This window comes from uncultured Candidatus Kuenenia sp., assembly GCF_900696675.1.
Lineage (GTDB): Bacteria > Planctomycetota > Brocadiia > Brocadiales > Brocadiaceae > Kuenenia > Kuenenia stuttgartiensis_A.
This window is the reverse complement of sequence record NZ_CAADGZ010000110.1, coordinates 1-11,591: the sequence shown is the minus strand read 5'-3', so window position 1 is coordinate 11,591 and position 11,591 is coordinate 1. Positions and strand designations below refer to the sequence as shown.

Below are 11,591 nucleotides of genomic sequence, written 5' to 3'. Positions count from 1 at the left end.
GTAATTCCTGATTGTTTGATCGTCTAACAAGAGCGCCTCTGCTACTTCTTCATAACTCCATCCTGAATCAAGAAGAAGTATAGCTTTGATTCGGTCGGCATGACGTCTATGAGGCTCTTTCTTATGTGCTTTTTTAAATTCTATTCGGGTTTTTTCACTGAGAAATGGATTCATGCAGAATTTAATACTCTAGAAACAATTCAAATGCAAGAAAAAAACAGATTTTTATAAAAATAAATGCTTTTTACTATATCATAGGGTAAAACCATCATTTACTATTGTGGACGCTGTTATGGCTATGGAAGAGCGGGGACCTTCGGGCGGGGTTCCCAGAAATGTGTCACTGTTAATTGGTGGAAAGGATTGCATTGCCATTGACCGCGTTATTGCAGAGGTTATTGGAGTATCTCCCTCACAGTCGCCTATTTTACAAACAGCAAAATTGCATAACATAGGAGAGCAAGATTTGAACAGAATAGAAATTCATGGTGAATCATTGTCTGCCGCAAAGGTGAACAATTTCAGGCTTCCGAAATTAACACCCATAGGGTTCGGTTTTTTTAGAGTAGTAAAAAGTCTTTTAAAGCACTTGTTGATGAAAAATTTCGGGAAAACAGCGTGTATCCTTTTTTTCTGTATCTTAACGTCAACCCTAAATGCTTTTTCTGAGGAAGAAAAGGTGACGAGATTAAAACATTTTCCGCAAAAAGTGGAAGTTGAAGATATTGTTCACGTGCCTACGGGGATAATAATGAATTTTACTGATGTATTAAAATTCTTTGATTCCGCCAGCATCATCTACGTGGGGGAAATACATGCCGTAAATGCCACTCATAGGGCTCAGTTAAAGGTGTTGCAGACGTGTTATGAAAAATACGGAGAAAACCTTGCCATAGGTATGGAAATGTTTACGAGACAGTATCAACCTTTTTTGGACCAATGGGTTGCCGGAGAGATTGATGAGAAGAAATTTCTGGAATATACGGACTGGGATAAACAATGGGGATATGACTATTACTTGTATAAAGATATATTGGACTTCGCAAGGGAAAAAAAGATCAGCGTACGTGCGTTAAATGCGCCAAAAGAAGTTGTTAAAATAGTGAGCGAAAAGGGGCTTGATTCTTTAACGCAGGAAGAAAAAGCACAACTCCCCGAAATAGATACAACAGGTTTTTTCCACCGTGTTTATTTGCAGGAAGTTATCGGCGGCCATATGCACGGGAAGGAAAATCTGGAAAAATATAATAATGTGCAGTGCCTTTGGGAAGAGTATATGGCGCAGTCAATTGTGGACTATTTATCCTCATGGGAGGGTAAGGGTAAAAAAATGTTGGTTTTTGTGGGGAACGGCCACATAATCTACGATTTTGGCATACCGGCCAGGGTGTTCAGGCGCACTTTATTGCCGTATTATACTATCTACCCTACCGTGTTTAACGGCGGGATGCCGGGCGGGGACCATCACATGTTTCTCTCTTCAATCCCCCTGGAGCCGGCGGATTTTGTCTGGGTTGTATCAACTACAACATCCCAAACAAAGAGAATATATCTTGGCGTACATATACAAAACAGGGATGATAAGAAATTAATTATACAAAAGTTAAGTGAAGGCAGTCCTGCTGAGAAGGCAGGACTTATGGCAGGCGATGTTATTTTGGCGGTTGACGGCAAGGCGTTGAATACTGTTTCTGAATTGGTACATTACCTTCAAACAAAGCAGTTTGGGGATTCGTGTACCGTTAACATAGACCGCGACGGCACAAAAATTACGTATGCAGTTACATTGTTTGAAATGAAATAAGGTGCGGTAAAAATGGAGTATTGTTCAAACGGATGATTGAACGTATCGTCGGCAAATGCTTAACCTCTACTCTTTCAAAAAACACCGAGAAAAGCTCCGGTAGAACCTTTTTGAAAATTAATATTCAATGTTCAATGTAAAAGAATAGAGGCAAATGAGAATTGAATATTGAATATTTTTCCCGGTTTGCGGAATTTGGGAAAGAGCTTTTTGCTTTTTCAAAAGACTAAAGTGTTATCATTTATTACCATAAAACAGAACGGGGTGAAATATTGTTGATATGAAGAAAGAACCGATTCCCATCAGGATAGAAGAAGAATTGCACCGTTGTCCTCAGTGTGGATACGAGGATGGTTTTCATATGTCATTTATAAGGAGAGAAAAGAAGAAAACCGGGATTATCCTGATATGCCCAAGCTGTCATGCAAGGTATGATCCTGATTGGAGTATCGAATATTAATATGAAAAGAAGGGAAGATTCCGATCTAACCATTCTCGTCAATATATATCCTTGGCACACGGTAACTCACATTGCAGGTTATTTCATAGGGAATGGTTTTTCGCTGCTCTGCAACAGATTCTATTGAAATAGTTTCTTTTCCCTGTCTGCCATAGATCACGACTTCGTCTCCCACCGATACGTTTTTTATCGTGGTTACGTCAATAAAACATTGATCCATACAAATTCTTCCGATAACAGGAACCTTATTCCCCCGTACAATAACCTTTCCCTGATTTGATAATAACCGGTTGTATCCGTCATCGTAACCGAAAGGCAGCGTCGCTACACGGGTAGTCCTGGTGATTTTATATGATCCGCCATAGCCCAAAGTCTCTCCCGGTTCCATTGTTTTGATATATATAATCCTTGTTTTTAAACTCATGACAGGTTTAACAGGCAGGTTGCGCGATTCTTTATCTGATGCGTGCAAACCGTAGAGCGAAAGGCCAGGCCTTGCCATGGTAAAATACGAGTCATTGTAACGCAATATTGATCCGGTATTTGCCATGTGCTTCAACGGAATTATTATCCCGGCCGTATCAAGTTTTGCAATAATGTCCTTAAATTTTCTTATTTGCCATTCCGTGTGGGTGGAATCATTATCGTCCGCCAAAGAACAGTGTGTGTAAATCCCTTCGATAACGAGGCCGTTCATTCCGGTCAGATGTTTTATACATTCGAAAGCGGCGTCATGTCTCACTCCCGTGCCGCCCATTCCCGTATCGATATAAACGTGGACATTAACGGTTTTTCCAGCAGAATGTGCATGATGTGCAAGTTTTTCGGCAAGTGTCAGATCGTAAACGGTTGGCGTGAGGTTGTAATGAATAATTGCATTAATTTGTTCTTCAAAGAAACCGCCAAAGAGGAGTAACGGAGAAGTGATTCCTTTTTCCCTAAGGTGGATACCTTCTTCGAGAAGGGCGATGCCGAGCATTTCAACGCCATCTTTTACCAATAGCGCACCAACTTCGTAATCACCATGACCGTACGCATTTGCCTTTACAACGCCAAGGATTTTTACGTTTGCCCCGATGCGTCTTCTTATTTCCTGCAGATTATGTCTCAGGGCGGAAAGGTCAATCTCCGCCCATGTAGGTCTGTGCATAGAAGAGTCACTCCTTATCGTGAAGAAAGTTCCTTCAAAAATCCAATGTTACACAATACTTCAATTAATCTGTCAAGATGGTGTTTCTCGTGATTTGCCATAAGGGAGACACGCAAACGGCAGGTTCCCTCGGGAACGGTGGGCGGTCTGATTGCGGGAATCAGTATCCCGTTTTCAAACAGTTTCAGTGAAAGAGACAGTGCGTCTTTGGCTGACCCGGCAACAAAGGGGAAGATAGGGCTTTCGCTGGTAATGGCGGGGGTAAAATGAGACAAACGGGCGTTGAGATAACGGATATTTTCCCACAAGTTATTCATTAGGGATAAATCTTTCCGGATTAAGCCCAGTCCGGCCAGCGACGCTGCGCATACGGACGGCGGCAGGGCGGTGGTGTAAATAAAATGTCGTGCCTTGTTTTTTAAGAAATCAATGAGTTGCTGACTGCCGGCGATAAATCCGCCAACACTGCCAACAGCCTTGCTTAATGATCCCATGATGATTTCCACCTGTCCATCCAGTCCGTAGTGTTCAATCAATCCTCTGCCGTTTTTTCCGAATACCCCGGTAGCATGGGCGTCATCCACCATGAGCAGCGCGTCGTACTTTTTTGCAACGCTGGCAATTTCCGCTAAGGGGGCAGTATCGCCATCCATACTGAATACACTGTCTGTTACTACAAGTTTTCTGCGGTACGATGAAGATCTCTGCAGTAATGACTCCAGTTTGTTTATGTCTTTGTGGGGATAAACACGGAACGTTGCGCCGGAATAGCGGCATCCGTCAATAATACTTGCATGGTTCAGCTTATCGCCGATAACAATGTCCTCTTTCGAGACAAGTGTACATATTGCACCGAGATTCGCCATATAGCCCGTGGGGAAAAGCAGTGCGGACTCTGTTTTTTTGAATTGGGCAATGTCCTTTTCCAGTTCTGTGTGCAGGGGCATAGTGCCTGATACCAGCCGTGACGCCCCTGTTCCGCAGCCATACTGGCGTATAGCCTCTATGGCTGCCTGTTTTACTATTGGATGGTTGGCAAGTCCCAGATAATTATTTGAGCAGAAAGAGAGATAGTGTTTTCCATTTATCTGTACAGTTGGCTCCTGAGCGCTTTCAATCGTCGTATAATCACGCAGTAGGGAGTGGTCTTTTAATTCATCTAATATGCCGGAAATAAATTCCATAGTCATAACATAAACACCTTTTCGTTTTCCGGTAACACTTTTTTTGGCAAAATATTTAGAGGTGCTATCCGATTATTGTGAAATCCGAAGTCCTCAATACACACGCAAAATTACGAAAGGGGAACCGCAGATTACACAGACTTCGTCGTGAGCTAAGTCGAATGATTACACAGATTTTCAGGTGTTTTCAGGTTTGCAAACCTGAAAACACCATGAGGCTTGTTTTGAATTTCAAATCATTTCGTCATTAGAAGTTCTTTCTAATTCTAACCCCAGGTCTTTTATCATTTGCAGGTCTTCCTCTCCTGGTTTCCCTTTTGTCGTTAAATAATTTCCAATCATTGTGCTGTTTGCCCCGGCGTAAAACATCCATGATTGCAGGCTTCTCAGATTCTTTTCCCTGCCGCCGGCGATTTTGATTTCTTTATCAGGCAAAATAAACCGGAAGAGAGAGATAATTTTTAATATTTCCATAGGAGTCAGAACTGAGCGGTTTCCCATAGGGGTGCCTGGGATGGGATGTAGAAAATTGAGTGGCACGGAATCGACGTCTAATTTTTTCAAAGTAAATGCAAGATGAATACGATCCTCCGTTTCTTCGCCAATGCCAAATATTGCACCACAGCAAATTTCGAGTCCGGCTTGTTTTGATGCGTATATTGTGTTTAAACGGTCAGCGTAGGTATGGGTAGTGCAAATGTTGCGGAAAAATCGTTCGGAGGTTTCCAAATTGTGATTTATTCTCTTTAAACCGCTCTTTGCCAGAGCATCCGCCATTTCTCTTGTTAATACGCCGAACGAGCCGTGTGGATGTATGTGTGCATCGCGGGAGATGGTACTTATTGCGCGGCACACACGGTCCAATTCATTTTCATTGTCAATACTATATCCGCTGGTAACGATGCCAAGCGAGTGGGCACCGGTATTTTCCGCGTACAATGCGGCATCGACTATCTTATTTTCTTCAATGAGATTATATTTTTCAATTGCCGTGGGATAATATGAAGACTGGGAACAAAAGGCACAGTCTTCTGTACACGTTCCCTGTTTGGCACTTACAATAGAGCATGCCTTTACTGTTTGCCCGAAATATTTCAGGCGAATTCTGTTTGCCCAATAAAAAAGATCATACACTTCGTCGTTTCCTGCCTGCGATAGATAAATGGCGTCTTCATGGCTGATCTCATTGTTCTGTAACGATTGTTGGGCGATTGTTTCTATCCGGTTATGCATAATTTTTGGTCATTGGTCATTGGTCATTGGTTATTAGTTATTCGTCCTTTTGCAGGGACGTGGTACTCCGTGCTCCTACTATTTTTTTTTTAATCGGTGTAATCGTTCGACTGAGCTTACGACGAAGTCTGTGCAATCTGTGGTTTCCCTTTCGTGTTTCGTGCTTGTTTAGTTCTGTCTATGCCAGTTTAGGGGTGTTTCTTTCTGTATTTTAAATAGGCGTTGCGTACATTTTGCCAAACGATCTCAGGACGGTCAGACCGCACGTAAGTCATGCAATCTGTGCCTTCAAAACTCCATGTGGCGATATTATGAATCCCGGTATTGTATGCAACGTCAACCGCCGTCATTATTTCTTCTTCCCTGTTGGCAGGAACTCTATATCCCTGTATCCATATTTGTGGTTCTTTTTTATGTTTTAATGATAGAGAGAGAACCGCTGATGAAATCTCTCTTACAAATTCCGTAACCTCTTTTTTATAGGCATACCAGTAAGGATCGCTGCCGAATATATCCATACTTTTAATCATCGCAACCTTTTCCCATTCATATATGCCGTATCGTGGGTCTGTCGTCGGGAACAGACACACGGAATTCCTGAGTCCCTTTTGAGAAGCAGTGTTTGCCAGGTATTCCAGAAAATCAACAATAGTGGATTGGCGAAATGCCTTTACCTCACCAGTAAATTCCAGTGGCATTTCATAGCCGTATTTCTGTTTGAACAGGTCGCGGCACGTGTTGCATACACAGCCCCATACGTCCTTTTTTCTGCCCCCGAAAAGGTGGGTAAATTCCCCGAAGAAAAGGTGTGGTTCATCCCAAAAAACCCCGTCTGTGCCTGTTTTTGCCGCCAATTCAATCCAATTTGTCATGTAATCCCTGAAAGTTTTTACGTTCAAGCAGGCCTTGTATATCATCATATCGCCTTCCGCGAAGTTCAGCTTTTGTCTGCAATGCGGGTATACCTTTACAAAAGCGGAAAAAGACTCTCCGCCAAAAACACGGCCTATGCCCCATGGATCGAGGAATACCTCAAGTCCGGCGTCATGGCTTGCTTTGACGATATCTGACATGTTTCCGGAATGGTACGTGACGTCGTGTTCGCTCATGGTGTGAACAACGAAGGTACACCCATCGTCTGCCATCTTTTCCATGTCTGTTTTTACATGACGTACTATTCTGTTAGCAAAATAACTGGCTCCGAATTTCATGCATGCAATATTAAACTTAAGCAACATTTCTGTCAAGAGAATCAAATGAACATCCGAAAACAAAAACCCCCTGATTGTTTTCAGACAAAAGTATTCCATTTTAAAAAAACTATTATTTGTAAAACTTTTTTTCGCTTGCCAGAAAATATATTTATTGCTAACATGAATTTACTTTTAAGGGCTCTGCCATGTACGTGGATAGAGGTATAATTTTTAAGACCTATAACAATAATTTGGGATCCCGTCTTTGTTAGTGGCGTATATAGTCTCCAGTGAGAAAAATACAAAGCTATCATTGGGAATACCACCGTAAAATACGGGTCATTTAAAAAAAACTCACACGGCATTGCGGTGGAGCCTTTATGCCTATCAATACAACTGAAACAACAAAAATAGACGTGACTTCTCAATAAGTTGAGGTTTTTATAATAATTTCTACCTTCCACAGTCCACAGTCCACAGTCGGCAATCTACAATCTGCAATTTGCCGACTGTAGATTGCCGACTGTTACAGTATTTTCATTAATAAAGAGGGTTGTTTCCCTCTGCTTATTGAGAAGTTACAAATAAACCTTCCCACTTGGCATTATCAAAGAACCACCTTTTTTACCGGTCGCATATTTTCTTAAAATTTGAATTAAAAATTGCAGAATACTCACTTCGTCGGGAACATTATCCAGTACTTAACTGTTTGTAAGGATGCATTGAGAAAAAATGAAGGGAAACGACACAAGAAAAGAATTCGAAGAACTCACAATGCCGCACGTAGATTCCCTTTATAATATGGCAGTGCGTATGTCAATGAACAAAGAAGATGCGGAAGATCTTGTTCAGGAAACATACTTGAAGGCATATCGGTTTTTTAACACATTCCAAAAGGGGACAAATGTTAAAGCATGGCTTTTTAAAATCCTAAGGAATACATTTATAAATAAATACAGAAAGACTATCAGTTCCCCAGGTGAAGTGTTTTACGAAGATATTGAATTAGTAAGCTCTTATGTATCAAACAATAATGAACCAGACACAAAGGAATCAATTGATACATTGAAAAGCAAGGTAGAGAGCCTTGATGATATACTGGGAGATGATATAAAGAACGCAATAGATAGTTTGCCCATCGAATATCGCGAGGCAATAATATATTCTGATATTGAAGAATTAACGTATAAAGATATCGCAGAAATTATAAATGTTCCCATCGGAACAGTAAAATCAAGGATTAATCGCGCAAGAAGTTTGCTGAGAAAAAATTTGTGGAACTATGCGAAAGAAAGAGGCTTTGTTAAGAGGGAGAAATGATGTCTTGTATCGATGTTAATAAATATCTCTATGAATTTATGGACGGTGAGTTGGAGACCGGTCTTTATCCCAAACTGCAAAAGCATTTAGAACAATGCATTCTTTGTAATCAACGATATGAATTTGAAAAACAAACCCGTTTATTGATAAAAGCTCATTGTAAAAACGTAACCGCCCCGCGCCATTTACGCAGCAGAATCATAGCAAATCTTGACTCCATTGACCATGAATCGGTTTCTCGCACAGCCCCCTCCCACGAACGAAAACGATTAAAAATACTATTTTCACCCCATACTCTTGCGATAGCGGCTTCTCTATTATTAATGATTGCAGGCGGAATATTTTATCTGGCGAACAATCGACAGGCAGGCTCGGTTTCTATTGTCGATGACGCAGTTACCAATCATGTTAAAGTGCTGAATGAGAATTTAGTCTTTAATGAAAGAACATCTGTTGTTGGGAACGCCAGCAGATATTTAAGCCAAAACATTAATACCCAGATACGCAAGTCATTAAATCCGTTGAATATAGAGCAGGTACGCATTGTAAATGACATGCCTGTAAATCATTATGGCACAAGCAGTCCGTGTATTGTATTTAACCACGAGGGGAATAAACTATCACTTCAAATTATCCGCAACATGCATTTCCCAATAGCAAAACTGGAACGTATTAGTTTTGGTCCCAGAGACTTTTACATCACTAACCGGCGTGGATTTAATACAGTTATTTGGATTGAAAATGACACTACCTATTTCCTTACATCAGACATTCATACCAATGAAATGCTAAGATTTGCCGCAACTCTTGCTTCGCATTAATTGTTGAGGCTATCTTGCCAGCAAATAATGGTGTCTTTGGCTATTGGCTTCACATCGTGTGTTTCTTTAGTACCCTTCCAACCCGCTATAAAAATATCCCCTTGATTTGTTTCGCATAATTTCTTCATATTTGAAAATGGCGGTATTGTTTATAGTGTTTAATAAAAGAATAGGAGAAAAGCATTTGCCAGTTCGGGGGCAATTCATAGCAAATGCTTCTCCCATACTTGCGGGGATTATATAAGGGGAGAAAAATGACTTTTTATGATGTAACCGTACCCATATCAAATGCCATGATTACCTGGCCATCCGACCCTGCGGTATCGATTACTGGAACAAGCCTGATTTCCCGGGGAGATTTTTGTAATCTTTCTGAATTAAAAATAGGTTCGCATTGCGGCACTCATATTGACGCTCCCAGCCATTTTCTGGAAAACGGCAGGACAATTGACCAGCTTGCCCTTGAAAATCTGATAGGCGAAGCAACGGTATTTGAGTTTAAACACAAAGAAAATATCGACGTAAGTGATATAAAGCAATTGCGATTTGACAATGTAAAAAGGGTTCTTTTTAAAACAGTCAACTCATCATACTGGAAATTTTCCACCTTTAAAAAAGATTTTGTTTACTTAACAAAAGATGCGGCGCAGTACTTAGTAGACAAGGGAATAAGACTTGTTGGAGTCGATTATCTTTCCGTAGAAAAATTTGAAAGCCAACTGGCAGAAACACATCACACTCTTTTGCGAAACGACGTCATTATTCTCGAAGGCCTGGATTTATCAAATGTTGAGCGTGGAAGGTATGAATTAATTGCATTGCCATTAAAAATAAAGGACGGCGATGGAAGCCCGGCACGGGTTGTTTTAAAAAGTACCTAAGCTGGCATAGACAGAACCAAACAAGCGCAAAAAACAGTCTACAGTCTACAGTCTACAGTCTACGGTCAAATGCACAGAAATTACTGATAACGTACTACCTTAGACACGCTGGTCTGCAACTAAATCGTTACAAAATGCGTAAATATTTATTTGTTATCATGTGCGTGGGTATGGTCTTGTTCATGCGCATGTTCTTTGTTGTATAGATGTTTACTACTTTCACCATTGTTATTGTTGCATTCGCATCCATACTGTATCACAGTATGTCCTATCCTGAATTTCTCAACTAAAACACGGTTAATTTCCCTTGAAATTGCGGCAGTTTTGCTGATCGGCATATCCTTCGTGTCTATATGCACGCTCATTGCATACATGCCGGAAGTAATTGTCCAAATATGAATATCATGCGCTCCGTCAACGCCCGTGATTTGCTCTAATTGTGAAATTACCTCCCCGACATTAATATCCTTTGGCGTTGCTTCAAGCAAAATATCAACTGATTCCATTATTAATTTGTATGACCATATCAGGATGAGGATGCATAGCATTATACTAATGATGGGATCGATAATATACCAGTTTGTATAATAAATAATAACTGCGCCGATTATTACGCCAACGGAGGAAATGGTATCTCCAAGCATATGCAAAAAAGCCGATTTGACATTCAGACTGTGCCCATGTTCGCCTGACTTAAGAATATAAACACAGCTTATATTTGCAAGCAGGCCTATAATAGCCAGGAAAAACATCATGCCGCTAGATATCGCTTCCGGGGTTACAAACCGATGGTATGCTTCGTAAAATATCCAAACGGTGATGAGGAGGAGTATGATGCCGTTAAGCAATGCTGCCAGTATTTCTAACCGGTAAAAACCGTAGGTCTTTCTTTGCGTAGGCGGTTTTGATGCAAACATTATGGCAAACAGGCTAATCAATAAAGCAAAGAGGTGGGTGAGCATATGGCCTGCATCACTAAGTAAGGCAAGGCTGTTTGTGATAATCCCGCCAATTACTTCAACAATAAATATGACTCCCGTGATAGCGCTTGCCATGATAAGCTTTTTTCGCTCGTGAAGTCTATAGGTATGCTTGTGCGTATTCCCTTCAGATGAATTGTAATAATCTAAGTCATGAATGTGTTTAATGGCATGTCTCCATATTTATTTTCAGGATACCGGCTCGAAAATAAGACTACAAAAAATAGTTTAAGTACAGATACTACAACACGATATGGTTATAAGCCTATTTTCATCGTTTCCGGGTGTTGCAAATGAAACATGATGACTAGTGACTTATTTTGTCATAACAAGGGCATCCGTTTGTCATTGCTAACACATCCGTTTGTCATTGCAAGGGCATCATCTGTCATTGCGAGGGCTTTTTCCGAAGCAATCTCATAAACCGTCATAGAGATCCTTCCATCCTGCATCATTCCATTAATTAATTCTATTTTTTTTAGCCCTTGAGCCACCCTTAATTTGCTTCTCCCGCGATATGGCGTTTCTTACGTCACGAAATATCTCGTAGTATACTGATTGCTTC

The 11,591-nt window shown here is 40.8% G+C and carries 10 protein-coding genes, 1 other RNA gene and 1 pseudogene; 7 read left to right on the top strand and 5 right to left on the bottom strand.

Annotated elements, in window-relative coordinates:
* Window positions 1–247 precede the first annotated feature (247 nt).
* The 3 genes and pseudogenes from QZT26_RS13690 to QZT26_RS13680 form a co-directional block, all read left to right on the top strand.
* Window positions 248–379, top strand: a pseudogene (locus QZT26_RS13690) (DUF362 domain-containing protein); the annotation flags it as partial.
* A gap of 216 nt (window positions 380–595) precedes the next feature.
* Window positions 596–1,804 carry a ChaN family lipoprotein gene (locus tag QZT26_RS13685; protein ID WP_320409746.1) on the top strand — a complete coding sequence of 403 codons (1,209 nt, stop codon included), beginning with the start codon at window positions 596–598 and terminating at the stop codon, window positions 1,802–1,804.
* 280 nt (window positions 1,805–2,084) lie between these two features.
* Complete coding sequence (locus tag QZT26_RS13680; RefSeq protein ID WP_099326387.1) at window positions 2,085–2,264, top strand: hypothetical protein; 180 nt, start codon at window positions 2,085–2,087, stop codon at window positions 2,262–2,264.
* Between the two features lie 25 nt (window positions 2,265–2,289).
* On the opposite strand, the gene alr is transcribed toward QZT26_RS13680, so the two are convergent.
* The 4 genes from alr to QZT26_RS13660 form a co-directional block, all read right to left on the bottom strand.
* Entirely contained in the window at window positions 2,290–3,414 is a 1,125-nt protein-coding gene (alr, locus tag QZT26_RS13675; protein ID WP_295102863.1) for an alanine racemase, read from the bottom strand.
* A gap of 14 nt (window positions 3,415–3,428) precedes the next feature.
* On the bottom strand, window positions 3,429–4,604 hold the full coding sequence (bioF, locus tag QZT26_RS13670) for an 8-amino-7-oxononanoate synthase (protein ID WP_295102860.1): 1,176 nt from the start codon (window positions 4,602–4,604) through the stop codon (window positions 3,429–3,431).
* A 225-nt stretch (window positions 4,605–4,829) separates the two neighbouring features.
* Window positions 4,830–5,831, bottom strand: coding sequence for a biotin synthase BioB (bioB, locus tag QZT26_RS13665; RefSeq protein ID WP_099326390.1), 1,002 nt, complete (start codon window positions 5,829–5,831; stop codon window positions 4,830–4,832).
* Between the two features lie 188 nt (window positions 5,832–6,019).
* Window positions 6,020–7,042, bottom strand: coding sequence for a hypothetical protein (locus QZT26_RS13660; RefSeq protein ID WP_157820687.1), 1,023 nt, complete (start codon window positions 7,040–7,042; stop codon window positions 6,020–6,022).
* 177 nt (window positions 7,043–7,219) lie between these two features.
* On the opposite strand from QZT26_RS13660, the gene ssrS reads away from it, so the two are divergent.
* From ssrS to QZT26_RS13640, 4 genes are all read left to right on the top strand, one after another.
* Window positions 7,220–7,404, top strand: a non-coding RNA gene (gene ssrS, locus QZT26_RS13655) — 6S RNA.
* A gap of 352 nt (window positions 7,405–7,756) precedes the next feature.
* Window positions 7,757–8,344, top strand: coding sequence for a sigma-70 family RNA polymerase sigma factor (locus QZT26_RS13650; RefSeq protein ID WP_099326392.1), 588 nt, complete (start codon window positions 7,757–7,759; stop codon window positions 8,342–8,344).
* On the top strand, window positions 8,341–9,165 hold the full coding sequence (rsrA, locus tag QZT26_RS13645; protein ID WP_099326393.1) for a mycothiol system anti-sigma-R factor: 825 nt from the start codon (window positions 8,341–8,343) through the stop codon (window positions 9,163–9,165). The genes QZT26_RS13650 and rsrA overlap by 4 nt, the downstream gene beginning before the upstream one ends.
* 254 nt (window positions 9,166–9,419) lie before the next feature.
* Window positions 9,420–10,046 (top strand): cyclase family protein, encoded by a 627-nt coding sequence (locus tag QZT26_RS13640; RefSeq protein ID WP_295102854.1) that lies wholly within the window; start codon window positions 9,420–9,422, stop codon window positions 10,044–10,046.
* Window positions 10,047–10,192: 146 nt separating this feature from the next.
* Here the strand turns inward: QZT26_RS13640 and QZT26_RS13635 are convergent, their stop codons facing one another.
* Window positions 10,193–11,185 (bottom strand): cation diffusion facilitator family transporter, encoded by a 993-nt coding sequence (locus QZT26_RS13635; protein WP_261341110.1) that lies wholly within the window; start codon window positions 11,183–11,185, stop codon window positions 10,193–10,195.
* Window positions 11,186–11,591: the final 406 nt, after the last annotated feature.

Bases quoted from the DNA above. Each gene is read 5' to 3' on its own strand.
- QZT26_RS13685 (WP_320409746.1), top strand. From the start codon at position 596: ATGAAAAATTTCGGGAAAACAGCGTGTATCCTTTTTTTCTGTATCTTA.
- QZT26_RS13680 (WP_099326387.1), top strand. From the start codon at position 2,085: ATGAAGAAAGAACCGATTCCCATCAGGATAGAAGAAGAATTGCACCGT.
- alr (WP_295102863.1), bottom strand. From the start codon at position 3,414: ATGCACAGACCTACATGGGCGGAGATTGACCTTTCCGCCCTGAGACAT.
- bioF (WP_295102860.1), bottom strand. From the start codon at position 4,604: ATGACTATGGAATTTATTTCCGGCATATTAGATGAATTAAAAGACCAC.
- bioB (WP_099326390.1), bottom strand. From the start codon at position 5,831: ATGCATAACCGGATAGAAACAATCGCCCAACAATCGTTACAGAACAAT.
- QZT26_RS13660 (WP_157820687.1), bottom strand. From the start codon at position 7,042: ATGAAATTCGGAGCCAGTTATTTTGCTAACAGAATAGTACGTCATGTA.
- QZT26_RS13650 (WP_099326392.1), top strand. From the start codon at position 7,757: ATGAAGGGAAACGACACAAGAAAAGAATTCGAAGAACTCACAATGCCG.
- rsrA (WP_099326393.1), top strand. From the start codon at position 8,341: ATGATGTCTTGTATCGATGTTAATAAATATCTCTATGAATTTATGGAC.
- QZT26_RS13640 (WP_295102854.1), top strand. From the start codon at position 9,420: ATGACTTTTTATGATGTAACCGTACCCATATCAAATGCCATGATTACC.